Below are 24,293 nucleotides of genomic sequence, written 5' to 3' on the forward strand. Positions count from 1 at the left end.
ATTTCGTCTTGACTCGCCCCTGTATCGGACGCAGGTGACTAGTCATTCCCGGCCACATGGCCGACGATGACCATGCGAGAAATTGGTCCCGCCGGGGTCTGTCGGCCTGAACGTCTGATTGCGTACGTTCTCTTTCTGCGGCAACTGAATACGGAGGCTCGACGCCCGCGCCCGTCGGCCCCAAGTCACGACTGACCACCTAAGGGGAGTGGGGTCGAATGTGGATCACGGATTGGACCTCCCGTGCGGCCTGTAAGGGTGCGGATCCTGACGCGCTGTTCGTTCAGGGCGCTGCCCAGAACCGAGCAAAGCTGATCTGCCGAGGATGCCCGGTCCGGACCGAGTGCCTCGCCGATGCGCTGGACAACCGCATCGAGTTCGGGGTGTGGGGCGGGATGACCGAGCGCGAACGTCGTGCGCTGCTGCGCCGGCGACCGGACGTCGACTCCTGGCGAGACCTGCTGGAGTTGGCCAAAGAGGAATACGAGCGAACGAACGAGCTGATCGCAGGCTGAGTTCACGCCGATCGGTACGGCTGGCAACGGAGCCAGCCGTACACGCACATCCGCCGCCGGTCACGCTCGCGAATCCGCGGGCGGCCGGAGGCGTTCCACCCGGCGTCGTGTGCGTCCCCCACAGGGTGACGATCACCGGCACAGGGTGACGATCACCGGCGCGACCGTCCCTGAAGTCCTGACGCTCCCGGCGGCCCGCCGCCGCGGACGGTCACTGGGCGGCCAGCAGCTCGCCGACCCGGCGCAGGCCCTCCAGGTCGTGCACGTCCTCGGACATGGCGGGAACCTGGGCGACGGGAACCGTCGGGTGCGCGGAGACGAAGTGCTCCTGCTCGCGGTGCTCGCGGGCGGCCAGCTGCATCCGTCCCGCGTGCAGGCGCAGGACGGCGGAGGTGAGCTCGTGCTCGCCCCGTGACTCCAGGTCCTCCGCGGCGGCGGTGCTGCGCGCGGCCGACAGCACGGCGGCCGGTGCGCGGTGCACCCGGTTGACCACGAGCCCGGCCAGGGGCATGCGCTCCTCGGCGAGCCTCTCCACGAAGTAGGAGGCCTCGCGCATGGCGTCGCGTTCGGGGGCGGCCACGACGACGAAGGCCGTTCCCGGGGCCTGCAGGAGCTTGTAGGTCTGCTCGGCCCTGGCCCTGAACCCGCCGAAGACGGCGTCCAGCGCGGAGACGAACGTCTGCAGGTCCTTGAGCACCTGCGCGCCCAGCAGCTTGGTCAGGGCTCCGGCGACGATGCCGAACCCGGCGTTGAGCAGCTTGAACGCGCTGCGTCCTCCCGCCTTCGCCGGAGCCATGAGCAGCCTGATGAGCCTGCCGTCGAGGAAGCGGCCGAGGCGTTCCGGCGCGTCCAGGAAGTCGAGCGCGGAACGGGACGGCGGGGTGTCGACGATGATCAGGTCCCAGTCGCCGGCGCGGCGGAGCTGGCCGAGCTTCTCCATCGCCATGTACTCCTGCGTGCCGGAGAAGCTGGACGACAGAGACTGATAAAAGGGATTTGTCAGGATTTGGCGGGCTCGTTCGGGGTCCGCGTGCGCCTCGATGATCTCGTCGAAGGTGCGCTTCATGTCGAGCATCATGGCGTGCAGCCTGCCCTCGCCCTCCACGCCCGCGACGGGTCGCGGGGTGTTGTCGAGCTCGGTGAGCCCCATGGACTGGGCGAGCCGCCGTGCGGGGTCCACGGTGAGCACCACGGCGTTACGGCCGCGCTCGGCCGCGCGCAGCCCCAGCGCCGCCGCCGTCGTGGTCTTGCCGACGCCTCCCGAGCCGCAGCAGACCACGATCCTGGTGCCGGGGTCGTCGATGATCGCGTCCAGGTCGAGGACCGGAGCGGTCCTGTGCCTGCCGGATCGCTCCCGCTCGCTCATGCCGCTCCCTGCGCGTGGATCGATTCGGCCAGTTCGTACAGCCCCGCCAGGTCGACCCCGTCGGCCAGCAGCGGCAACTCGTAGCGGGGCCTGCCCGAGGTGTCCAGCGACCGCCGCTCGCGGCGTTCGAGCCTGGTGCGGCGGGCGTGCTCGGCGATCTCCTCGGCCAGGGCCTCGGCCACGGCGGCGGCGTCGGAACCGCCCTCCGCGAGCCCCGCGGCCTTCAGTCCGAGCGCGAGCTCCGCCGGATCGAACCGGCCCTTCGCGGCCGCCTCGAGGACCGACGCGGGGAGCAGCGACTCCCTGACCATGTTCGTGAAGATCCCTCCGGGCGGGAGGCCCGCCTCCCGCAGCTCGTCGAGCCCGTCGAGGGTCTCCTGCACCGGCATCTCCTCCAGGAGCGTGACGAAGTGCACCGCCGTCTCGGGGGAGGCCACGACGCCGTTCACCAGGTCGGCGTGGTTCTTGATCGGCCCGACCCTGGCGAGCCCCGCCACCTCGCTGGTGACGTTGAGAAAACGGGCGACCCGGCCCGTCGGCGGCGCGTCGAGCACGACCGCGTCGTAGATCCGCCTGCCGTCCTTGCCCTTGCGCCGCACGGCCTCGCTCGTCTTGCCGGTGACCAGGACGTCGCGGAAGCCGGGGGCGATGGTGGTCGCGAAGTCGACGACGCCGATCTTGGTGAGGGCCTTGCCCGCCCTGCGCATGCCGTAGAACATCTCGAGGTATTCGAGCATGGCCTCCTCGGGGTCGACGGCCAGCGCGTACACGTCTCCGCCGTCGGGCGCGACGGCGATCTTGCGCTCCTCGTACGGCAACGGCGGCAGGTCGAAGACCTGCGCGATTCCCTGCCTGCCCTCGACCTCGACCAGCAGGACCTTGCGCCCGCCCGAGGCGAGAGCGAGGGCGAGGGCGGCGGCCACGGTGGTTTTCCCTGTGCCGCCCTTACCGGTGACGACGTGGAGGCGTACGCCGTCCCAGTCGGTGTCGCGAGCTCTCACGCTTCGAAGGCTACCCAACGGACATCTGGCGATTGGCCGGGACCGTCCACCGCGAAACCAGCGGGCATCGCCCGGCGCGCCGCCGAGGCGCTCCCCTCGCGGAGAGAGACGAGGTCCCGTCCACTCCGGCGTCCGGCGGGGCGGCGGGGAACGGGAGCGGAGTATGCCGATTCTCACACTGTTCCCGCTGTGGAACAGTCAATGGAACAGCGCGTTCCCGCCTGCCGCGACGGCTCTCGCTAATGTGTCCCACATGACGAAATGGGAGTACTCAACGGTGCCTCTGCTGGTCCACGCGACCAAGCAGATTCTCGACAACTGGGGCCAGGACGGCTGGGAGCTCGTCCAGGTCGTGCCGGGGCCGAACCCCGAGCAGCTGGTCGCCTACCTGAAGCGGCCGAAGCAGTGACGCCGGGAGCCGTGACGCCCGAGGAGAGGCTGGCCGAGCTCGGCCTGACGCTCCCCGAGGTGGTGACGCCGCTGGCGTCCTACGTCCCCGCGGTCCGCTCCGGCGACTACGTCTACACCTCGGGACAGCTCCCGATGATCGACGGCAAACTCGCGGCGACCGGCAAGGTCGGCGCGGAGGTGACCCCGGAGGAGGCCCGTGAGCTCGCCAGGACCTGCGCGCTCAACGCCCTCGCGGCGGTCGGGTCGGTGATCGGCGACCTGTCCGGCATCGTGAGGATCGTCAAGGTCGTCGGCTTCGTGGCCAGCGACCCCGGGTTCAGCGGCCAGCCGCAGGTGGTCAACGGAGCCAGCGAGCTGCTCACCGAGGTCCTGGGGGAGGCGGGCAAGCACGCCCGCAGCGCGGTCGGCGTCGCCGTCCTCCCGCTGGACGCGCCTGTCGAGGTCGAGCTGATCGCCGAGGTCCGCTGACGACTCCTCCATGGAGGGGGGCCGTTGTCCGTCGCGGGAGCCGTGCCACATCATGGACTCCGAAACCGAGCGTTGTTCGGGTGGAGGGGTGAATGGGCGGCATTCCGCTTCGCGGTGAGATCGGCGAGCGCGCGCGCGACATCCTGGCCGGGCGGGTCGACCCCGTTCCGGCCCGTGATGCCGCGACGGTGGTCCTCCTCCGTGAGGGCGGCGGCTCGGGGGTCGAGGTCTACCTGCTGAGGCGCAGGGCGAGCATGGCCTTCGCCGCCGGGGCCTACGTCTTCCCCGGCGGCTCCGTCGACCCCCGTGACGCCGACCACGCGGTCGCCTGGGCGGGCCCCGCGCCGGCGGAGTGGGGGCGGGTCTTCCGCGCCTCCGAGGGGACCGCGCGCGGCCTGGTCTGCGCCGCGGTGCGGGAGACGTTCGAGGAGTCGGGCGTGCTGCTCGCCGGGCCGTCCGGCGACGCCGTGGTCGCCGACACCACCGGCGACGACTGGGAGGCCGACCGGCTCGCCCTGATCGACAGGAGCCTGTCGTTCGCCGACTTCCTGGCGAAGCGCTCCCTGGTCCTCCGCGCCGACCTGCTGCGTCCCTGGGGTCACTGGATCACCCCCGAGGCGGAGACCAAGCGCTTCGACACCCGGTTCTTCGTCGCGGCGCTCCCGCCCGGCCAGCGCACCCGCGACGTCGGCGGGGAGGCCGACCAGGTCGTCTGGGTACGGCCGGCCGACGCCCTGGAGCAGTCGAGGCGGGGGCGGATCCTGCTGATGTCCCCGACCCGCCGCACGCTCGGCGAGATGGCCGCTCACCGGACCGTGGCCGACGTCCTCGCGACCGAGCGTGAGATCGTCACCTTCATGCCCGGCATCGCGGAGGTGGACGGAGAGATGCGCATCGTGCTCGACGACGACAACGACTACGGGTCCGGTGCCCGGTGAGCGGGCGAGGCCGTCCCGAGGACGTCGTCACGTCCGGGAACGCGGGCCGCGAGCGGTTCGGAGGGGAGGCCGGATGAGCGGGCTGCGGATTCCTCTCGACGGCCCCGACGGTTCGGGGACCGCCCACGCGCTCAACCTGCTCGCCCCCAACCCGTCCGCCATGACGTTGGACGGCACCAACACCTGGGTGATCGGCGACGGAGAGGACGTGCTGGTCGTCGATCCGGGACCGGACGACGAGTCCCACCTGCGGCGGGTCGCAGGCCATCTTGAGGGGCGCAGGGTGACGGCGATCCTGCTCACCCACGGCCACGAGGACCACAGCGGCGGCGCGGGGAGGTTCGCCGAGCTGGTCGGCGCGCCCGTCAGGGCGCTGGACCCCCGCCACAGGCTGGGCGAGGAGGGGCTGGCCGACGGCGACGTGCTCACGGTCGACGGCCTCGACCTGCACGTCGTCGGCACGCCCGGCCACTCGTTCGACTCGCTGTGCTTCTGGTTGCCCGAGGACGGGGCCGTGCTCACCGGTGACACCGTGCTCGGCAGGGGCACGACCGTGATCGCCCCCGACGGGGACCTGGGAGACTACCTGCGGTCGCTGGACCGCCTGCGGGCCACGGTCGACCAGGTGGGCGCGCGTGCGCTGCTGCCCGGGCACGGCCCGGTGCTGCCCGACCCGATCGGCGCGCTCGACGGCTACATCGCGCACCGCAGGCAACGGCTCGACCAGATCCGGCGGGCGCGGGCGCAGGGGGCCACGACGGCGAAGGAGGTCGTCGAGGTCGTCTACGCGGACGTCGACAGGTCGCTCTGGCCCGCCGCGGAGATGTCGGTCCGGGCCCAGCTCTCCTACCTCGACGGCCTCGGTGGCCTCGACGGGTGAGGCGGGCCCCTGCCCGCCGTCCCGTGTCAGCGCGAGCGGTTGTGCAGGCGCTCCAGGTCCATGATGACCACGGCCTTGGCCTCGATGCGCAGCCAGCCGCGCTGGGCGAAGTCGGCCAGGGCCTTGTTCACGGTCTCCCGCGAGGCCCCGACCAGCTGGGCCAGCTCCTCCTGCGTGAGGTCGTGGTGGACCCGGACGCCGTCGTCGATCCGCTGGCCGAAGCGCTCCGCCAGGTCGAGCAGGGCCTTGGCGACCCGTCCGGGGACGTCGGTGAAGACCAGGTCGGCCAGCACGTCGTTGGTACGGCGCAGCCGCTGGGCCAGGGCGCGCAGCAGGTGCAGGGCGACCTCGGGGCGACCCGTCAGCCAGGGGCGGAGGTCGTCGTGGCCGAGCCCCGCCAGGCGGACGTCGGTCAGCGCGGTGGCGGAGGCCGTACGCGGGCGGGGGTCGAACAGCGAGAGCTCGCCGAACATCTCACCGGGGCCGAGCACGCTGAGCAGGTTCTCCCGCCCGTCCGGAGCGGTCCTGGAAAGTTTGATCTTGCCTTCGAGGACCACGTAGAGGCGGTCTCCGGTCTCGTTCTCGCTGAACAACGTCTGTCCCTTGGACAGCTCGACCTCCGAGACACTCGTGCGCAGCGCGGCGGCGCCCTCGCGGTCGAGCGCCGAGAACAGAGGCGCTTTGCCCAGCACGTCGTCGGTGTTCACTGTGCCTCCTGTTTCACGGCTCACGCAGTCATTGTGACCTATCCCACCGAGCCGCTCTCAGGTGGCCCATGGGCGTAGGCCGTCCGGGGCTCCGCGACCTCGCCTCCGCCGGTGGGTCCCGGCTTTCCAAGGTCCGTCGCACTCGGATCACAAGCCGCATTCTTCCCGAAACCTACCCGGATGCACATGGTGCACCCGATGTCGGCGCCTCTCGCGTGCGGGGACAGGCGCCGACCCTCTTCCTGCGTCCTTTCTCTGCCTCTCTGTCCTTTACGGTCCTTCTTGCGGTCCTTCTCCGGTCCTTCTCCGCCGTGAGCCGTGAGCCGTGAGCCGTGAGCCGGGCGCCGTCAGTCGTCGGCCGCGCCGCGGAGTTCCCAGGCACCGCGACGGCGCAGGACGAGCAGGTAGTAGGCGGCGAAGACGACGGCGATGCCGACGGTGATGTAGAGGCTGGGCCGTCCGACCTCGGGGTCGAGGAAGTTGCGGTAGACGACGTAGCCGATGGCCGCCAGGGCCAGGATCGGCGCGACGGGGAACCACGGCATGCGGTAGGCGGCGTGCCCCGTCGAGCCGTTGCGGCGTCCCGTGATGGTCGAGACGCAGAGCGCGGCGTAGACGGCGATGATCGTGGTGGCGGTGACGACCAGCAGGAACTGCTCGTCGGCGTAGCAGAACCCGGCCCCGATGACCCCGGCTCCGATGGTGGCGATCCACGGGCTGCCGTAGCGAGGGTGGATCGAGGCGAGCGCCCGGCTCACCGGGGACGGCCAGGTGCTGTCGCGGCCCGTGCTGAAGATCATGCGGGCGGTGACGAGGATGATGGCGAGGACCGCGTTGAAGATGGCCAGGGCGACGATGAGGCTGAGGACGTTGTTCAGCGTCGACCCGGCGCGGGCGGTGATGAAGTACTCCATCATGTTGCCCGCGCCGAAGAGGTCGGGGAGCGAGGGCGACCCCATGAGCACGGCGGTCACCGGGATCAGCTCGGCGGCGACGGTGATGCCCAGGGCCCACAGGATGGTCTTGGCGATGCCCCGGTGGGCGTCCTGGGTCTCCTCGCCGAGATACACCGCGGCGCCGTACCCGTTGTACGCGAAGAGCGCGACGGCGGTCGCCGCCCCGATCACCCCGACGGAGGCCGCGACGACCGTGCCGTCCTGTCCGGCGGCCACCGGGTGCAGCACGAGGTCGGCGAGGGAGCGCTGGGGGTTCAGGAAGCCCAGCGCGCTCACCACGACCAGGGCGATCATCTCGATGGCCAGGAAGATCCCGGTGACCCAGGCGTTGAGCTTGATGTCGAAGACGGCCAGCACGGTGGCGACGACGGTGGTCACGGCCGCGACGGTCGGGGCGTGCAGACCGGGGAAGAGCACCGCCAGGTAGGTGCCGACGCCGAGCGCGATCACCGCGATGATGAGCAACTGGGTGACCATGAACAGGCCGAGGACGACGAATCCCGGCAGGCGGCCGAAGGTGCGGGCGACGATCGCGTACTCGCCTCCGCTGAGCGGGTAGGCCGAGCCGAGCTCCGCGTAGACGAAGGCCATGAGGATTCCCACCACGCCCGCGACCAGGAAGGCCGTGAACGCCCCCGAGCCCGCCTGGCCGATGACGCCCGGCGCGATGATGAACACCGACGAGGCGGGTGAGATCGCCGACAGGGTGATGAACAGGGTGCCCAGGAGCTTCAGGCCCCGATGCAGGTGGGGGTGGGCGGCCTCCGCCGTGGGGACAGATGGGGACGGGCTCGTGTCATGGGGGGTCACGGCGCCTCCTTAGGCGTGGTTCCTTGATGACGCATCAAAGAACTATGAGGGGAGGTGCGTCAATACACCCGCCTGTAAAAGATGCGTTTCGCTGACCCCGGTTGCGTTTTCTGACTGATGTATAGAGAATCACCGGCATGGCACGACCCAGCCGAGCACATGAGAAACGCGCCGAGCTCATCGAGGCGGCCCGCCAGGCGGTCCTGCGGCGCGGCGTCCTCGACCTGCGCCTGCGGGACGTGGCCGAGCAGGCGGACATGTCGACGGGGTCGGTGCTCTACTACTTCCCCGCGCTGACCGACCTGCTGCGCGAGGTGCAGCGCGAGGCGGTCGAGCGGTTCTGCGTCGACAGGGAGAGGGCCGCCATGGCCGAGCCCGACCCCAGACGCCGCCTGATCGGGATGATCCGCGCGGGTCTGCCGACCGGCAGCGACGACGAGCTGTGCGTGCTGCTCTACGAGCTCGGCACGTACGCCCGCAGGGACCCCGCCTACTCGGCCCAGCACATCCGCCTGTGCGAGCGGCAGGTCGCCCTGTACGCGGCCGTCCTGGAGGCGGGGGCGGCGGCCGGGGTGTTCACGCTGACCCGCGAGGCCACCGTCCTCGCCCGCAACCTCGTCATGCTCGAGGACGGTCTCGGGCTCCACATCACCCAGGCGGTGCCCACCATCGACACCCGGCAGGCCGAACGCCTCCTGTTCGCCCACGCCTCCGACGTGACCGGCTGCGACCTGGAAAACCTGGAAGGATCAGAGGAACGATGACCCGCGCGCGCGAACTCGGCCTGCCGCTGCCCGGCCGTACCGGACCAGACAACGCCATCACCGACGTGCCGGGGGTCGAGGTCGGCTACACCACCCTGGTCGAGGGGGAGGCCGTCCGCACCGGCGTCACCGCGCTCCTGCCGCGAGGCCGCGAGGACTTCGACGTGCCGTGCGCGGCGGGGTGGTTCTCGCTCAACGGCAACGGCGAGATGACGGGCACGTCCTGGCTCAGCGAGACCGGCTCCCTCAGGCTTCCCGTGCTCATCACCAACACCCACGCCGTCGGCCCCTGCCACCGCGGCGTGATCGACTGGGTCGCCAGGGAGAAACCGGCGGTCGCGGAGCAGTGGCTGCTCCCGGTGGTCGCCGAGACCTGGGACGGCTACCTCAACGACATCAACGGCCCCCACGTCCAGCCCTCACACGCGATGGCGGCCATCGACGCCGCCAGGCCCGGTCCCGTCGCCGAAGGCTCCGTCGGCGGAGGCACCGGGATGAACTGCTACGGCTTCAAGGGCGGCAGCGGCACCTCCTCCCGGCTGGTCGAGTACGGGCCCGACACCTACACGGTGGGGGCGTTCGTCCAGGCCAACTTCGGCTCCCGCAAGGAGCTCACCGTCTGCGGCGTGCCCGTCGGCCCGGCGCTCGCCGACGACAACCCCATGGAGGGCGGCGCCTGGAGGACACCCGCGGGGGCGGGCTCCGTCATCGCCGTCATCGCCACCGACGCGCCGCTGCTGCCGCTGCAGTGCACGGCGCTGGCCCGCCGCGTCCCGCTCGGCCTCGCCCGCACGGGGACCACCGGGTCGCACTTCTCCGGCGACATCTTCCTGGCCTTCTCCACCGGCAACCCCGGCGCGCTGACCATGGGCTTCCCCGACGGCGAACCCGGCTACGAACAGCTGCGTTTTGTTCCCTGGAGCCGCCTGGACGACTTCTTCGAGGCCGTGGTCCACGCCGTCGAGGAGGCCGTGCTCAACGCCCTCCTCGCCGCGGAGACCATGATCGGCCGCGACGGCCGCCGCTCTCCGGGCCTGCCCGTCTCCCGCCTCCTCGACCTGGTGAAACGCCCCTGAACCGGCCACAGGACACCTGCAACACGCCGGTCGGTGTCCGGCGGGCGCGCCGGACACCGCTCGCCGAGCCCTCGGAGGCCCTACGCTTGCGGCATGGCGACCACGAACACGGCGGCGCCGGGGCAGCCGCGCAGGAGGAAGCCGGAGACCCAGCTGGGGCTGGTGCGGCGGGCACGGCGGATGGACCGGATCCTCGCCGAGCTCTACCCCGACGCCCACTGCGAGCTGGACTTCCAGGACTCCTTCCAGCTGCTGGTCGCCACGGTGCTGTCGGCGCAGACCACCGACGTCCGGGTCAACCTGACCACCCCCGCCCTCTTCGCCAGGTATCCCACGCCCGAGGACATGGCCGTCGCCAACCCGGAGGAGCTGGAGACGCTGATCAGGTCGACCGGGTTCTACCGGGCCAAGGCCAGGTCCCTGCTCGGCCTGGCGACCGCCCTGCGGGACCGGTTCGGCGGACAGGTGCCCGCGACCCTGAACGACCTGGTCACGTTGCCCGGCGTGGGCCGCAAGACCGCCAACGTGGTGCTGGGCAACGCCTTCGGGGTGCCGGGAATCACCGTGGACACCCACTTCCAGCGGCTCGTCCAGCGGTTCGGGTGGACCCAGGAGACCGACCCGGTCAAGATCGAGCACATCGTCGGCGCGCTCATCCCCAGACGCGACTGGACGATGGCGTCCCACCGCCTCATCTGGCACGGCCGCCGCAGGTGCCACGCCCGCAAACCCGCCTGCGGCGCGTGCCCCCTCGCCGACCTCTGCCCCTCGTACGGCATCGGCCCGACGGACCCCGTCCAGGCCGCCAAACTGGTGCGCTCAGGTCCTCCCGCCTGATGTGAGCCGTTCAGGCCCTTCCGCCTGATGTGAGCCGTGAGGAAAGCCTCCCGTGACCGGGAAGCGCGGGACGGGGCGTCGTGTTGCAGAGACCGGAGGTGTGCCCGTGGAAGTGCCCGGATGGTTGGAGACGCTGGCCGAGCGGGTCGCGAGGACACCCGTCCCCCTGGCCCTGCGCCCGCCCGAGGTCGGCGGCCGCCCGGCCGCCGTGCTCATGCTGTTCGGAGAGGGACCGCTCGGCCCCGACGTGCTCCTGATCCAGCGCAGTTCCCGAGGACGCAGACACGCGGGGCAGCCCGCCTTCCCCGGCGGCGGGGTCGACCCCGAGGACGGCGGCCCGATCGCCGCCGCGCTGCGCGAGGCCGAGGAGGAGACCGGCGTCGACCCGGCGGGCGTCCACGTGGTCGGCACCATGCCCGAGCTGTACGTCTGGCGCAGTGACAACCGGGTCACCCCGGTGCTCGGCTGGTGGCACACGCCCAGCGCGGTGCACGCCGCCTCGCCCGACGAGGTCGAGTCGGTCGAGCGGGTCCCGATCTCCGAGCTCGTCGACCCGGCCAACCGCCTCAGCCTGCGTCACCCCGGCGGCTCCGCCGGGCCCGCGTTCCGGGTGCGCGGGCTGCTGGTGTGGGGCTTCACCGCGGGAGTGCTCGACAGGGTGCTCGCGGGCTCGGGCTTCGAGCTTCCCTGGGACCGGTCACGGGTGGAGGACCTGCCCCCGCACGTCGTCAACCTCGCCTCCCGCTGAGCCTCCCGCTGAGGCCGGGAAAGAGGCGGGGAGAGCAGGACAGGGGCGTGTGAGCGCGGGCGAGTGTGAGCCACGCGGGCGTGTGAGCGGCGGGGCGGGCAGGACAGGCGAGAGCCGACGCGGACGGGTGAGGGGCGGGGCAGGGCGCCTTACCCGATTTCCTCGATCTCGCGTCCCGTCGACAGGGCCAGCCCGAGGCGGGCCCACTCGGCCACGTCGTCGTCGGGGTCCTGGGTCAGCCGCTCCAGGGCGATCAGGCCCGCGGGGTCGGGCGGGCTGCCGATGATGTTCGGCAGCGCGTAGGCCGCGCCGTACCTCACCCTGGGGTCCGCGTGCTCGCCCAGGGCGACGACCGAGGGCAGCGCGCGGCGGTCCCTGAGGTGGCCGAAGGCGATCAGCACCGAGTAGAGCACCATGCAGTCGTCCTCGCTGGCCGCCAGGAACCGCAGCACGGGCAGGCTCCGGTCGACGAACGGCAGCCTGCCGATGATGTCCACCCCGAGCATCCGCTCCGCGGCCGTCTCTCCCGCGCACAGCCGTCTGGCGGCGGTGAAGGTCTCCAGGTCGCCGCGTTCGTGCAGCATGGCGATCGCGTTCCAGCGGATCGTGCCGTCCTGGTCCCGGTCCCGCAGCGCGGTCTCGATGAGCGTTTCCACAGCCGGCGACCCCCCGATCGTTGCCATGTGGCCACGATAACCGTAGGGACCTCCCACAAGGGGTGCACGCGCGGGCCGGTGGCTGGATACCGTAAAGGGGTGAGTGGTGATCTCCTCGACCTCATCCTGATCGCCCTGATGGTGGCCTTCGCGGTGTCGGGATACCGTCAGGGGTTCATCATCGGGGCTCTGAGCTTTGTCGGATTCGTCGGCGGCGGGGTGCTGGGCATGTTCATCGCCCCCCCGATCGCCGGGGCCGTGGTCGACGGCGAGACCGAGCGGGCGCTGCTCGCCATCGTCATCGTCTTCCTCGCCGCGACGATCGGGCAGTTCGCGTCCTCGACGATCGGCGCGGTGGTCCGCAGCCACGTCACCTGGGAGCCCGCCAAGGTGGTCGACGCGGTCGGCGGCACCTTCGCCAGCGCCTTCTCCGTGCTGGTCATCGCCTGGCTGATCGGCTCGCTGATCGCCTCGTCCCAGTTCACCGTGCTCAGCGAACAGGTCAACAAGTCGCTGCTGATCAGCACCATCGACCAGGCGCTGCCGTCGGCGGCCAAGGAGTTCCAGAAACCCTTCAAGGACTTCATCGACACCTCGGGCTTCCCGAAGGTGTTCGACGCCATCGGAGGCGCTCAGTTCGTCGAGGTCGACCCGCCCGACCAGAGCGTGGCCAAGGCCCCGCAGCTCAAGCGGGCCCGCCGGGGCATCGTCAAGGTCCAGGGCGTCGCGTCCAGCTGCCGCAGGCACATCGAGGGCACCGGCTTCGTCTTCTCCCAGAACAAGATCATGACGAACGCCCACGTGGTCGCCGGGGTCGACCGGGAGCTGGAGGTCACCGACTACCTCAACAACGTCCACCCGGCCCGGGTCGTCCTCTACAACCCCGACAGGGACATCGCGGTCCTCTACGTCCCCGGCCTGAACATGCCGGTCCTGCGCTTCGACGGCACGGCGAAGAAGGGCGACGACGCCATCATCGCGGGCTTCCCGCACGGCCAGGGCTTCACCCTCCAGGAGGCCCGCATCCGGGTGCAGCAGAGGGCCAAGGGCCCCGACATCTACGAGCGCAAGACCGTCGTCCGCGACGTCTACTCCATCCGCGGCCTGGTCAAGCAGGGCAACTCGGGCGGGCCGCTGCTGACCACGGACGGCCGGGTCTACGGTGTCGTCTTCGCGGCAGCCCTCGACCAGCAGGAGACCGGTTTCGTGCTGACCGCCGCCGAGGTGTCGCCGGACGCCGAGGACGGCTCCAAGCTGTTCAACCGCGTCAGCACCCAGGAGTGCAACCAGAACGGCTAGGAGCGGGCGGTCCGGAGAGGCCGAGGGCTTCCGGACGTTTCAGAGCAGGTTCCTGATCCTGGCGACGGCCTGTTCCGGGGACGGATCCTCCAGGGAGTCCAGCTCGCGTGCCGTCCTGGCGATCTCCTCGTACGGCGCGCCGTACGAGGAGATCCTGTCGGCTCCCCTGGCGAACAGCGCCGAGGCCCCACGACGGTTGCCCCGCTGGAGATGGGTGAGCCCGACGCAGATCTGCGCCAGCCCCTGCCACAGCTCGCGCTCCTCCTCGGGGGAGTTCTTCCACCGGCCCTCGAGCACCTCGTGGGCGTGGAAGGGCCTGCCTTCGCCGAGCAGCCTGCGTGCCTCGGAGAGCGCCTCCTCCGCGTCGGGGGCGTAGTCGTCAGGGACGCGTTCCACCCCCTGCGCCCCGTGCGGCAGCGGGCGTCCGAAGGCGTCCCTGGGGCGGCGGTTGCGGGGCCGTCCCGCCGGGTCACGGTCCCTGCGGGGGCCTTCCCCTCCGTCGCGCGACGTCACTGGTCAGGCTCCGGGTCGGCCAGCCAGGAGACGAGCTCGGCGTCGAACTCCTCGGGGCGCTCCTCGTGGGGGAAGTGTCCCGCGTCCTCGATGAGCCGCCAGCGGTAGGAACCGGTCACGTAGCGGCTGGACCCCTGCGCGGTGCGGGGCAGGGTGTGCCCGTCGAGCGCGCCGTGCAGCTGCAGCGTGGGCGCGTGGATCTCCCCCCGCATGGTCCTGGCGTACCGGAGGCCGTCGGGGCGCAGCTGCGAGCGGGCGAACCAGCGGTGGTACTCCAGCGCGCAGTGGGAGACGGTGGGGATGCGGAACACGTCGCGGTAGGTTCGCGCGACCTCCTCCTGCGGCCAGCCGGGCCCCGACCACTCCTCGAGCATCCGCCCGATCCGGGCGCCCTCCTTGGCGGTCAGCCGCCACTCGGGCAGGAAGGGCAGCTGGAAGCCCAGGGCGTACGCGCTCGCCCTGAACTGGCCGAACGGGTCGGACAGCAGCGAGGAGCGGAGCCTGAGCGGGTGCGGGGCCGACACCGGGACCAGTCGCAGGACCGCCTTGGGATCCCGCACGGCCATGGTCCAGGCGAGCAGCCCGCCCCAGTCGTGGCCGACGACGATCGCGCCGCTCTCGCCGAGCGCCCTGACCAGTCCGGCCGCGTCACCCGCCAGCGTCGGCAGGTCGTAGCCGCGCGGCGGCTTGTCGCTGGCGCCGTAGCCCCGCAGGTCGACGGCGACGGCGCGGTAACCCGCGGCGGGAAGCGAGACGAGCTGGTGACGCCAGGTCCACCAGAACTGGGGGAACCCGTGCAGCAGCAGCACGAGCGGGCCCTCACCGGCCTCGACCACGTGGAAGCGGGTGCCGCCCGCGTGGACGGAGCGATGGGTCCACGGACCCTCGATCCTGACCAGGGACTCGTCGGGGTGGCTCACTGGCCCGGTCTCACCGGTTCGCGGTGCGTGCCGACCTGACCCGCGGTCGGCGGGGCGGGGACCGCGGGCGCGACGCCGGCCTCGGTCTCCCCGCTCTTGAGGTGCTTGAGCGAACGCACGGTCCTCTTCATCCCGGTCAGGCCCTTGAGCCTGCGCACCCCGAACAGGACCAGCAGGGCGGCGACGACCAGGTAGAACGCCGTGACGACCGCGAAGGCCAGCCACGTCCACACACCCAGGGCGACCAGCCCGTACGCGATGGCGAACGAGGCCAGGATCAGGCACAGGTGGGCGATGAACGCGGCGGCCCCGAAGAGCCCGGCGGCCACGCCCACCCGTTTCGCGTCGAACCTGAGCTCCGCCTTGGCCAGCTCGATCTCGGCGCGCACCAGGGTGGAGATGTGGTCGGTCGCGTTGGCGACCAGCGCGCCCAGCGACTCCTCCTGAGACTCGGCGGACTGCGGCTCCGCCGACGGACTGTGTGTCATGAACGAACTCCTATCGAGCACCGGTGTCAAACATCATCCTGTGCGCTGACGTGGTTGCGCACGCGCACCCGGAGCAGGATCGCCGCGAGCACCGAGGACACCAGGCTCGCCACGAGCACGCCGGTGGTCACCGCGTTCGTCCGTTCCGGATCGTGCCCGTAGGCCAGGCCGCCGATGAGCAGGGACACGGTGAACCCGATCCCCGCCAGTATCGAGACGGCCGCCATGTCCCGCCAGTGCAACTCCTCCGACAGTCTCGCCAAGCCGAGCCGTACGGCCAGCCACGCCCCGCCGAAGACGCCGAGGAACTTGCCCACCACCAGCCCCGCGACCACGCCGAGCACCACCCGGTCGTCGAAGATCGCGCCGAGCCCCTCCGCGTCGAGCACGACCCCGGCGGACAGGAAGGCGAACACGGGCACGACGAAACCCGCCGACAGGGGGCGCAGACGGTGGTCGGCCAGTTCGGCGGGGGAGCGTTCCTCGCCGGGGCCGCTGTGCACGCGGGTCATCAAGCCGAGGGCTACCCCGGCGACGGTCGCGTGAACACCGCTGATCTCGACGAAATACCAGGCGAGGAGGGCGAGCGGCAGGTACGCCCACAGGCCGCGGACCCGCCTGGCCTGCAGCAGGCCGTACAGGGCGATGGCGACGGCTCCGGCGGCCAGGGCCAGGAGGTTCAGGTGCTCGGTGAAGAAGACGGCGATGACGCCGATCGCGCCGAGGTCGTCGACCACGGCGCACGTGAGCAGGAAGGCGCGCAGGGCGGCGGGCATCGCGCTGGCCGTCACGGCCAGCACCGCCAGGGCGAAGGCGATGTCGGTCGCGGTGGGAATGGCCCAGCCCCGCCCGGCCTCCGGCGCGCCCCAGCTCACCAGGAGATAGACCAGGGCGGGCACGACCATGCCGCAGATCGAGGCGAGAACGGGCAGCGCGGCCTTGCGGAGGTTGGCCAGCTCGCCGTGGACGAACTCCTCCTTCACCTCGATTCCCGCCACGAAGAAGAAGATCGTGAGCAGGCCGTTCTGGGCCCACTGGCGGAGTTCGAGGTCGAGATGGAGGAAGGCGGGGCCGAACGTCGCGGTGCGCAGGGCCTCGTAGGAGGCGAACGACACGTTCGCCCAGATCAGCGCGGCGAGCGTGGCGAACAGCATGACGATGCCGCCGACGGTCTCCGTCCGCAACGCCTCGGCGAGCTCGCGGGAGTATCGGACGGTTGCCCTGAAGGGCCAGATCTCCACGACGCGGCGCATACGACCTCCGGGAATGCAGGCAGGGCTGATTCCCTCCCTGGCCGACCAGACTTCCCGGCACACCTGGTCGCCAGCCTACCGAAGGCTGCCAGAAGAGATTTCCGGCACCCCCGGACCGCCCCTTCACCCACCGGCTGCGGGCGGGGCGGGGCGGGTCGTCCATCGCGCCGGCACGGCGAGCGGCCGCGCCCCCGGAGAGCCTGTGCCTTGTGGGCGGCGTCTTCGAGGGCCGCAGACCTGGGCCGTGTCCTTGTGGGCCGTGTTCTCTGGTCTGTCTTCTCGCGGCCGGGCGTTCGGTGGACGAGCCTGGACGGCTGTGGGGCTAGTCCTCGCTCTTGGCGCTGGGCAGCTTCTCGGAGATGAGGTTCATCACCGTGCTGTCGGCCAGCGTGGTGACGTCGCCGACGCTGCGGTTCTCCGCCACGTCACGCAGCAGACGCCGCATGATCTTGCCGGAGCGGGTCTTCGGCAGCTCGGGCACGACCAGGATCTGGCGGGGCTTGGCGATCGGGCCCAGCGTCTTGGCCACGTGGTTGCGCAGCTCGGCCGCGATGTCCTCGCTCTCCTCGGCGCTGCCGCGCAGGATCACGAACGACACGATCGCCTGGCCGGTCACCGGGTCGGTCGCGCCGACCACGGCCGCCTCGGCGACCTTCGGGTGGGAGACCAGGGCCGACTCGACCTCGGTGGTCGAGATGTTGTGACCGGAGACGAGCATGACGTCGTCCACCCGGCCGAGCAGCCAGATGTCGCCGTCCTCGTCCTTCTTGGCGCCGTCGCCCGCGAAGTACATGCCCTCGAAGCGGGACCAGTAGGTGTCGATGTAGCGCTGGTCGTCGCCCCAGATCGTGCGGAGCATGGAGGGCCACGGGTCGCGGATCGCGAGGTAGCCGCCTCCGCCGTTGCCTACGCTGTTGCCCTGGTCGTCGACCACGTCGGCGGTGATGCCGGGCAGGGGCCGCATGGCCGCGCCGGGCTTGCCGCTCGTCACGCCGGGCAGCGGGCTGATCATGATGGCGCCGGTCTCGGTCTGCCACCAGGTGTCCACGACCGGGGTGCGGTTGCCGCCGATGTGCTCGCGGTACCAGACGTACGCCTCGGGGTTGATCGGCTCACCGACGCTGCCGAGGATGCGCAGGGACGACATGTCGTACTTGGCGGGGATGTCGTCGCCCCACTTCATGAAGGTGCGGATGGCCGTCGGCGCGGTGTAGAGGATCGTGACGCCGTACTTCTGCACGACCTCCCAGAACCGGCCCCGGTGCGGGGTGTCCGGGGTGCCCTCGTAGATGACGCTGGTCGCGCCGTTGGCGAGCGGGCCGTACACGATGTAGGAGTGACCGGTCACCCAGCCGATGTCGGCGGTGCACCAGTAGACGTCGGTCTCCGGCTTCAGGTCGAACACCGCGTGGTGGGTGTAGGCCGTCTGGGTCAGGTAGCCGCCGGTGGTGTGCAGGATGCCCTTCGGCCTGCCGGTCGTGCCGCTGGTGTAGAGGATGTAGAGCGGGTGCTCGGCGTCGTGCGGCTGCGCCTCGTGGGTCTCGGCCTGACGCTCGACGAGGTCGTGCCACCAGATGTCCTTGTCGGTCTGGGCGACCTCCTGACCGGTCCTCCGCACGACGAGGACGTGCTCGATGCCCGGGCACTCCTTGACCGCCTCGTCCACGGTCGGCTTGAGCGCGCTGGGCGCCCCACGCCGGTACCCGCCGTCGGCGGTGACCACGACCTTGGCGTCCGCGTCCTTGATCCTGCCGCTGAGGGCGCTGGCGGAGAACCCGCCGAACACCACGGAGTGGATCGCGCCGATGCGGGCGCAGGCGAGCATCGTGATCGGCAGCTCGGGGATCATCGGCAGGTAGACGGCGACCCGGTCGCCCTTGCCGACGCCCAGCTCCTGCAACGCGTTGGCCGTCTTGGCGACCTCGCGCTGCAGGTCGGAATAGGTGATGGTACGGCTGTCGCCCTCGGGCTCGCCCTCCCAGTGGTAGGCGACCTTGTCACCGCGCCCGGCCTCCACATGGCGGTCGACACAGTTGTAGGCGATGTTCAGCTCTCCGCCGACGAACCACTTGGCGAAGGGCGGGTTCCACTCCAGGGTGGTGTCCCAACGCTTCGACCAGGTCAGCCGGTCAGCCTGCTTCTCCCAGAACGCCAGGCGGTCCTGCTGGGCTTCGGCGTAGGCGTCGGCGGTCACGTTCGCGGCCGCGGCCAGGTCGGCAGGAGGGTCGAACCGCCGAGTCTCGTGCAGCAGGTTCGACAGGGTCTCCTGGGTCTCACGCGACTCGGAACCAGGGGTCTCCGGGGCCACTGCTCACTCCTTATGTACTGCTGTATGCACTGCTTGGTCTACTGTTCGTGTCCCACTTCACCAGGCCAGAGGTCTCTGCCACAAGAGGTCTAGACTGGTCTGTACCAATCGGTGATAGCGGATCATATGGTTCACAGGTGCCTTAACACCGGATGACAACCGCTGCAGAAACGTTGCTCTTTTGTCACCGTAAGAATGTAGCGGACGCTATTCCGGATGCTTTAGTCCGGTGCCCGGAAGAGCCTCGGCGCACCTTCGGCGGGCGGTTCGAAGGCATTGCGGGAGGGGACTTGTGGTCTGTCCGTAAGTCCCGACGCGTGTTCGTGACGGCTCCCCGCGGGCCGCGCCCCGGGGGCGAGGCGTCCGGTGTCCGGGGAGCGGTCCGGCTCGCGGGGATCGGGCGGATTCACGAGAGGTGGGCCGGTTCATGGAGATCTGGCCGGTTTATAGAGATCTGACCGGTTCGCGGGGATCGGGCCGGTTTCCGGGGACGAGGCCGCCACCGCCCCGCGTCCGCGTCGTGTCGCCCGCCTGGCCGTGACACCCGACCAGGGGGCCGCACCTGGCCCCTGAGGTGCTGGAAGCGGTCTCCCAGGGGTCGTGCCGCGCCTTTTCGACCGGCCGGTATGGTCGGGGAGCGTGAGCGACCCATTGGCTGTCATCGCTGAAATGCCCGGAGTGCCGCAGGCCGTCGACGACGCGCGCAAGGCTGTGGACCGGCTCTACGGCCATCGCGTGCTGCGGCGCAAGAGCCCGGAGGTCTCGGCCAGGTCGGCACTGCGCGGCGCTCGCGCGTCCGCCGCACTGGAGGGCGTGGACATTCCGCTTGAGGCCGTTCCCCAGGCCACCGACCCCGTCGTCCAGGGCGCGCTGCGCGTCTCCGCCGAGCTGGGACGCCTCGGCGCGACCTGGCGTACGGCTCCGCGACAGGTGCTGGCCAGGCTGCACACCCTGGCCGCCGCGGGTCAGGCCGACGAGCTCGGCCGCCCCCGGACCTCGGAGACGGCCCGGGACCCGCTCGGCGTCGGCCCCGCCCCCGGCCCCAAGGAGACCGTGGCGCGGGTCGACGGCCTGGTCGACCTGATCACAAGCCCCTCCAAGGCGCCCACACTGGTGCTCGCCGCCATCGCGCACGCCGAGCTGGCCGTACTGCGACCGTTCGGAACGGCGGACGGGGTGGTCGCGAGGGCGGCGGAGCGGCTGACACTGGTGGAGTTCGGGCTGGACCCGAAATCCCTGGCGGCCGTCGAGCTGGGCCACCTCGAACTCGGGCCCGACTACGCCGAAAGCCTGAGGGCCTATCTGACCGGGACGCCTGACGGGGTGGCGACGTGGGTACGGCACTGCGCCTCCGCGGTCGTCCTCGGCGTGCGCGAGGCCACGGCGATCTGCGAGGCCATGCAGCGCGGCTGATCGCGAAGAGCGGGCGGAGGCCGTCGGACACGAGCCCCGCCGGGCTGTCGACATGAGCCCCGCGGGTCTCCGGGGGTGACCGGGCCGGGGCGGCTCGCGGTCGGCCAGGTGGGCGGCGGACCGGCGCCGACGTGGTGGACCGGCGCCGACGTGCGACGTGGCCGGCCGTGGAACGCGTCCCCGCGCGGAGGCCGTACGGCCCGCGAGGACCAGGCGGGGCTTCCTCGGCACGAGGGGGCGCCGAGGCCGTGGGCGGTTCCCGGGACACATGGGCGTCGCGGAGGCCGCGCAGCTCCCGGGGGCGGTTCGTTCGAGATGGTTACGGACATGCCCATACACAGCGGACGGCGCCCCTGGGATGGGGCGCCGTCGCCAGCACGGCGCCACCGGGTTACCAAGCGTGCACCTGATAATCGTCGGGACGGGTCGAAACCCGTCCTCAACGTGCCTCCCGCGGCTCGGCGGCACGTGGGTACCCGGCGGTCGTGCCCGGACAAGTGGTCCGTCCACCCTTTGTACGACGGATCCGGCCTGATGGGAACCCCTGGAACCAAGTCCTTTACAGATCGGGGGACATTCGTGGACAAAGGGTCTCATATGCCGCATTGCATCCGAAAGGTGATCAACCACCCTGGCTCGGGTCGCCGACCTCGATCACGCTGTGTGATCGAAAACGGCCCCATTAGGGGCATGCCCGATTGGGTGACATGCGTATGCGCGATCGTTACATTGAAAAAAACTAGCGGAAATTACAGATTGCTCCTCGACGAAACTCAAGTGGATCGGGCAGCATGAGGTGGTATCTCCTCTAACCGGGGTGACTGCGCACGGGGTGTTCATGCAATGTCCTTGCCGTGCTCCGGTTAACTCTTGAAGGCTTTTTTCTGAAACGGGACCGGCTCTACCCCCCCAGAGCCGGACCGGTTGGCGACCCCCGCTCTCCCCCCCGGCGGGGGTCGCCACTTTTCCGGCCCACGCCTTCGCGCCGCCGCCCGCCCACCCCTGCGGCCCGCCCCGCCCCCAGCGGTCCCCCTCCCTCGCTCCTCGGCCTCTCAGCCCCGGGCTCCGAACCGGCCCGTCCAATTTCTGAGACGGGTCCGGCTCTACCTCCCCAGAGCCGGACCGGTTGGCGACCCCCGCTCTCCCCCCCGGCGGGGGTCGCCACTTTTCCGGCCCACGCCTTCCTCCCCTTCGCATCGCCGCCCGTCCCCCCGGCGGCCCCGCCCCCAGTGGCACCCCCCTACCGCTTCCTCGCTCCCTCGGCTTCTCAGCCCCGGGCTCCGAACCCGGCCCCCTTCAAGTCCCGGGCCCTGAGCCTCAAGCCCTTCCGCACTCTGAGCCTTGGATCTCGACCCTCTTCGCGCCGCGAGCCCTGAGCCCTTCCGAGGAACCTTGAACCCCTCCGCCTTGAACCCCTCCGCCTTGAACCCCTCCGCCTTGGGGCGACTCCGCCGCTGAGGAAGACGGGCTGCCCCGCGTCTCTGCGTCCTCGGGAGCTGTCGTCCCTTCCCGTCTGGATGTCCACAGGCGGCTCCACTTGGATGGATGTCCACAGGCGGCACCGAGCATGCTTCGGTTGTCCACAGAGCGGCGTTCGGCAACCCGGTGAGGGCGGCTCCTCACTGAAAGTGGGTCTCCCGCACCTCAGGGAGGCACTCTTGGACCGCCCACTGGTCATCACCGAAGATCATGATCTGCTCGACGACCTTCTCCGCGTCGCCGCCGCCGCGGGAGCCGAGCTGGACGTCGCCCACGTTCCGGCGCACGCCCGGCCTTACTGGAGCCGAGCTCCCCTGGTCGTGGTCGGCGGCGACATGGCCGACGCCCTGGCCGCCACGGGGCCGCCGCCCAGACACCGGGTCATCTTGGTCACCCGCACACCCGACGACCCCGACACGTGGCGCAAGTGCGTCGCGGTCGGCGCCCAGGCCGTGCTGGAGCTCCCCTCGGGAGAGCGGCGGCTTGTCGACGAGTTCGCCGACGTCGTGGAGCCCGCGTCGCGGGCGGGGCGTGTGGTGTGCGTCGCAGGCGGGCGCGGCGGAGCCGGAGCCAGCGTGCTGGCCGTCTCACTGGCGCTGAGCGCCTCCAGACAGGGCCTGCGCACCCTTCTCGTCGACGCGGACCCTCTCGGCGGGGGCCTCGATCTGCTTCTCGGGCAGGAGGAGGCTGACGGCGCACGCTGGTCCGACCTTGTCGCCCGCGAGGGCAGGATCAGCTTCACCGCGCTTCAGGCGGCCTTGCCGACCTTCGCGGAGCTCACCATGCTCTCCTTCCACCGTGGCGAGGTCGAGGCCATCCCCGCCGAGGCGATGCGCTCGGTTCTCGAGGCGGGCGGGCGTGGCTTCGATCTGGTGGTGGTCGACCTGCCCCGTCACTGCGACAGCGCCGCCGCCGAGGCGCTCGCCAGGGCCACGACCACCCTGCTGGTCGTCACCGCCGACGTGCGCGGCGTGCTCGCGGCGGCTCAGGTGCTCGCCCGGTTGCGCGAACACACCGGTGAGGTGCGGGCCGTCGTGCGGGCCGGCGTCCTGGACGACGACGTCGTCACGGCCTCGCTCCGCGTGCCGTACGCGGGCAGCCTTCCTGACCAGCCCAGGCTCGCCGCGGCCCTCAACCGCGGTGACCTTCCTCCGCTCGGCGGACGGACCTCTCTCGGCCGTTTCTGCGCGTCGTTCCTGCAATCGTTCCTCGGGGCGGAGACATGAAGCAGACCTCCGCCACCACAGCGGTCTCATCCGAGCTGGTCGAGGCCGTCCGGGTACGGCTGGCCCGTGCCGGCGTCGAGCCCAGCGCCGCGCACGTCGCGGTCGCGCTCAGGGCGGAGCGCGCCGTGCTCGGCGACGCGGAGATCCTGTCGGTGGCCCGCGTGCTGTGCGCCGATCTGATCGGCGCCGGGCCTCTGGAGCCGCTCCTGGCCGAAGCCGAGGTCACCGACGTCCTTGTGAACGGTCCTGGCGAGGTGTGGGTTGACGACGGCCGTGGGCTGCGCCGCACGCCGGTCGTCTTTCCCGGAGAGGAGGCGGTTCGGCGGCTCGCCCAGCGTCTGGCGGCTGCGGCGGGCAGGCGCCTCGACGACGCGTGCCCCTATGTTGACGCCAGGCTCGCCGGGGGCGTGCGGCTTCACGCTGTCCTTCCACCCGTCGCGCCAGGCGGCACCTGCCTGTCCCTGAGACTTCCGCCGCGTCGCACCTTCACCCTTCCCGACCTGGTCCAGGCCGGCACGCTCAGGGCCGACACAGTCCCCGTGCTCACCGCCGTGATCGAGTCGCGACTCGCCTTCCTCGTCACAGGCGGCACGGGAACGGGAAAGACCACCCTGCTCTCCGCCCTGCTGTCCCTGGCCGATCCCGGTGACCGGTTGCTGCTGGTCGAGGACTCGGCCGAGCTGAGACCGCTGCACCCACACGTCGTGCGCCTGGAGGCTCGTCCCGCCAACCTCGAAGGAGCCGGTGGCGTGTGCCTGCGCGACCTCGTGCGCCAGGCCCTGCGCATGCGCCCCGACCGTCTGGCCGTCGGCGAGGTCCGGGGCGCCGAGGTCGTCGACCTCCTCGCCGCTCTGAACACCGGTCACGAGGGGGGCTGCGGCACCCTCCACGCCAACACCGCGACCGACGTGCCCTCCCGCCTGGAGGCCCTGGCCTGCGCCGCGGGTCTCAGCCGTGAGGCGGTCCACAGCCAGATCGCAGCCGCCCTGGACGTCGTCGTCCACCTTGTCCGCGATCATGTCGACGGACGTCGCCGAGTGGCCGAGATCTGCATGATGACCCGCCGTCCCTCGGGTCTGGTCGAGGCCGAACCCGCCCTCGCCTTCTCCTCGGACGGTCAGGTGACCACCGGCCCAGGCTTTCCCGCCCTGGCCGCCCGAGCCCCGGGCATCTCCCCTTCGTCAGGGCGCCAAGCTCCAGGCGCCTCCCCGCCGCGGAGTCTGACACGCGGGCCGCACGATGCGGCCAGGTCCCGACGTCA

Annotated in this window: 22 protein-coding genes and 1 pseudogene; 13 read left to right on the forward strand and 10 right to left on the reverse strand. The window is 71.1% G+C overall.

Going from position 1 to position 24,293, the window contains the following annotated elements; translation table 11 throughout:
- Positions 1-218: 218 nt before the first annotated feature.
- Positions 219-515 (forward strand): WhiB family transcriptional regulator, encoded by a 297-nt coding sequence (locus tag PKF00_RS05315; RefSeq protein WP_012887233.1) that lies wholly within the window; start codon positions 219-221, stop codon positions 513-515.
- A 211-nt stretch (positions 516-726) separates the two neighbouring features.
- Here the strand turns inward: PKF00_RS05315 and bagB are convergent, their stop codons facing one another.
- Positions 727-1,881: an ATPase BagB gene (gene bagB / locus PKF00_RS05320; protein WP_271216198.1), complete on the reverse strand. Its 1,155-nt coding sequence runs from the start codon at positions 1,879-1,881 to the stop codon at positions 727-729.
- Complete coding sequence (gene bagA / locus PKF00_RS05325; protein WP_271216199.1) at positions 1,878-2,882, reverse strand: ATPase BagA; 1,005 nt, start codon at positions 2,880-2,882, stop codon at positions 1,878-1,880. The genes bagB and bagA overlap by 4 nt, the downstream gene beginning before the upstream one ends.
- Positions 2,883-3,135: 253 nt before the next feature.
- On the opposite strand from bagA, the gene sp36 reads away from it, so the two are divergent.
- From sp36 to PKF00_RS05345, 4 genes are all read left to right on the forward strand, one after another.
- Positions 3,136-3,291, forward strand: coding sequence for a Sp36 family protein (gene sp36 / locus PKF00_RS05330; RefSeq protein WP_012887236.1), 156 nt, complete (start codon positions 3,136-3,138; stop codon positions 3,289-3,291).
- Between the two features lie 11 nt (positions 3,292-3,302).
- The gene (locus PKF00_RS05335) at positions 3,303-3,761 is read left to right on the forward strand and encodes a RidA family protein (RefSeq protein WP_271216200.1); all 459 of its coding nucleotides are present in this window, start codon (positions 3,303-3,305) and stop codon (positions 3,759-3,761) included.
- Between the two features lie 92 nt (positions 3,762-3,853).
- Positions 3,854-4,699 (forward strand): NUDIX hydrolase, encoded by an 846-nt coding sequence (locus PKF00_RS05340; RefSeq protein ID WP_271216201.1) that lies wholly within the window; start codon positions 3,854-3,856, stop codon positions 4,697-4,699.
- Between the two features lie 73 nt (positions 4,700-4,772).
- Positions 4,773-5,579, forward strand: coding sequence for an MBL fold metallo-hydrolase (locus tag PKF00_RS05345; RefSeq protein ID WP_271216202.1), 807 nt, complete (start codon positions 4,773-4,775; stop codon positions 5,577-5,579).
- 26 nt (positions 5,580-5,605) lie between these two features.
- On the opposite strand, the gene PKF00_RS05350 is transcribed toward PKF00_RS05345, so the two are convergent.
- Together PKF00_RS05350 and PKF00_RS05355 are read right to left on the reverse strand one after the other, a co-directional pair.
- Entirely contained in the window at positions 5,606-6,286 is a 681-nt protein-coding gene (locus tag PKF00_RS05350; protein WP_012887240.1) for a Crp/Fnr family transcriptional regulator, read from the reverse strand.
- Positions 6,287-6,633: 347 nt separating this feature from the next.
- Positions 6,634-8,052, reverse strand: a complete 1,419-nt coding sequence (locus tag PKF00_RS05355; protein ID WP_271216203.1) for an APC family permease — start codon at positions 8,050-8,052, stop codon at positions 6,634-6,636.
- 137 nt (positions 8,053-8,189) lie between these two features.
- Between PKF00_RS05355 and PKF00_RS05360 the strand changes: the two genes are divergently transcribed.
- The 4 genes from PKF00_RS05360 (at position 8,190) to PKF00_RS05375 (ending at position 11,477) form a co-directional block, all read left to right on the forward strand.
- On the forward strand, positions 8,190-8,816 hold the full coding sequence (locus tag PKF00_RS05360; protein WP_271216204.1) for a TetR/AcrR family transcriptional regulator: 627 nt from the start codon (positions 8,190-8,192) through the stop codon (positions 8,814-8,816).
- The gene (locus PKF00_RS05365) at positions 8,813-9,892 is read left to right on the forward strand and encodes a DmpA family aminopeptidase (RefSeq protein ID WP_271216205.1); all 1,080 of its coding nucleotides are present in this window, start codon (positions 8,813-8,815) and stop codon (positions 9,890-9,892) included. Before PKF00_RS05360 ends, PKF00_RS05365 begins: the two co-directional genes overlap by 4 nt.
- A 93-nt stretch (positions 9,893-9,985) precedes the next feature.
- A complete protein-coding gene (nth, locus tag PKF00_RS05370; protein ID WP_271216206.1) occupies positions 9,986-10,729 on the forward strand; it encodes an endonuclease III in 744 nt (247 codons plus the stop codon).
- Positions 10,730-10,835: 106 nt separating this feature from the next.
- The gene (locus tag PKF00_RS05375; RefSeq protein ID WP_271216207.1) at positions 10,836-11,477 is read left to right on the forward strand and encodes an NUDIX hydrolase; all 642 of its coding nucleotides are present in this window, start codon (positions 10,836-10,838) and stop codon (positions 11,475-11,477) included.
- Between the two features lie 149 nt (positions 11,478-11,626).
- On the opposite strand, the gene PKF00_RS05380 is transcribed toward PKF00_RS05375, so the two are convergent.
- Complete coding sequence (locus PKF00_RS05380) at positions 11,627-12,160, reverse strand: HEAT repeat domain-containing protein (RefSeq protein ID WP_271216208.1); 534 nt, start codon at positions 12,158-12,160, stop codon at positions 11,627-11,629.
- 72 nt (positions 12,161-12,232) lie between these two features.
- Here PKF00_RS05380 and PKF00_RS05385 point away from each other — a divergent pair, with 72 nt between their 5' ends.
- On the forward strand, positions 12,233-13,432 hold the full coding sequence (locus PKF00_RS05385; protein ID WP_271216209.1) for a MarP family serine protease: 1,200 nt from the start codon (positions 12,233-12,235) through the stop codon (positions 13,430-13,432).
- Positions 13,433-13,471: 39 nt separating this feature from the next.
- Here PKF00_RS05385 and PKF00_RS05390 read toward each other — a convergent pair whose 3' ends face one another.
- The 5 genes from PKF00_RS05390 to acs all read right to left on the reverse strand — a co-directional run bounded on the left by PKF00_RS05390 (position 13,472) and on the right by acs (position 18,914).
- The gene (locus PKF00_RS05390; RefSeq protein ID WP_271216210.1) at positions 13,472-13,945 is read right to left on the reverse strand and encodes a DUF309 domain-containing protein; all 474 of its coding nucleotides are present in this window, start codon (positions 13,943-13,945) and stop codon (positions 13,472-13,474) included.
- Positions 13,942-14,865, reverse strand: a complete 924-nt coding sequence (locus PKF00_RS05395) for an alpha/beta fold hydrolase (RefSeq protein ID WP_271216211.1) — start codon at positions 14,863-14,865, stop codon at positions 13,942-13,944. The genes PKF00_RS05390 and PKF00_RS05395 overlap by 4 nt, the downstream gene beginning before the upstream one ends.
- Complete coding sequence (locus PKF00_RS05400) at positions 14,862-15,353, reverse strand: phage holin family protein (RefSeq protein ID WP_271216212.1); 492 nt, start codon at positions 15,351-15,353, stop codon at positions 14,862-14,864. Before PKF00_RS05400 ends, PKF00_RS05395 begins: the two co-directional genes overlap by 4 nt.
- 26 nt (positions 15,354-15,379) lie before the next feature.
- Positions 15,380-16,606 carry a Na+/H+ antiporter NhaA gene (gene nhaA / locus PKF00_RS05405; protein ID WP_271216213.1) on the reverse strand — a complete coding sequence of 409 codons (1,227 nt, stop codon included), beginning with the start codon at positions 16,604-16,606 and terminating at the stop codon, positions 15,380-15,382.
- 322 nt (positions 16,607-16,928) lie between these two features.
- Entirely contained in the window at positions 16,929-18,914 is a 1,986-nt protein-coding gene (gene acs, locus PKF00_RS05410; RefSeq protein ID WP_271216214.1) for an acetate--CoA ligase, read from the reverse strand.
- A gap of 639 nt (positions 18,915-19,553) precedes the next feature.
- On the opposite strand from acs, the gene PKF00_RS05415 reads away from it, so the two are divergent.
- From PKF00_RS05415 to PKF00_RS05425, 3 genes and pseudogenes are all read left to right on the forward strand, one after another.
- The gene (locus PKF00_RS05415; RefSeq protein WP_271216215.1) at positions 19,554-20,327 is read left to right on the forward strand and encodes a Fic family protein; all 774 of its coding nucleotides are present in this window, start codon (positions 19,554-19,556) and stop codon (positions 20,325-20,327) included.
- A gap of 1,658 nt (positions 20,328-21,985) precedes the next feature.
- Positions 21,986-23,032: a septum site-determining protein Ssd gene (ssd, locus tag PKF00_RS05420; protein WP_271216216.1), complete on the forward strand. Its 1,047-nt coding sequence runs from the start codon at positions 21,986-21,988 to the stop codon at positions 23,030-23,032.
- Positions 23,029-24,192, forward strand: a pseudogene (locus tag PKF00_RS05425) (TadA family conjugal transfer-associated ATPase); the annotation flags it as partial. The gene ssd and the pseudogene PKF00_RS05425, both read left to right, overlap by 4 nt.
- Between the last annotated feature and the right edge of the window lie 101 nt (positions 24,193-24,293).

This window comes from Streptosporangium carneum, from assembly GCF_027922005.1.
In the GTDB taxonomy this organism is placed as follows: Bacteria; Actinomycetota; Actinomycetes; order Streptosporangiales; family Streptosporangiaceae; genus Streptosporangium; species Streptosporangium carneum.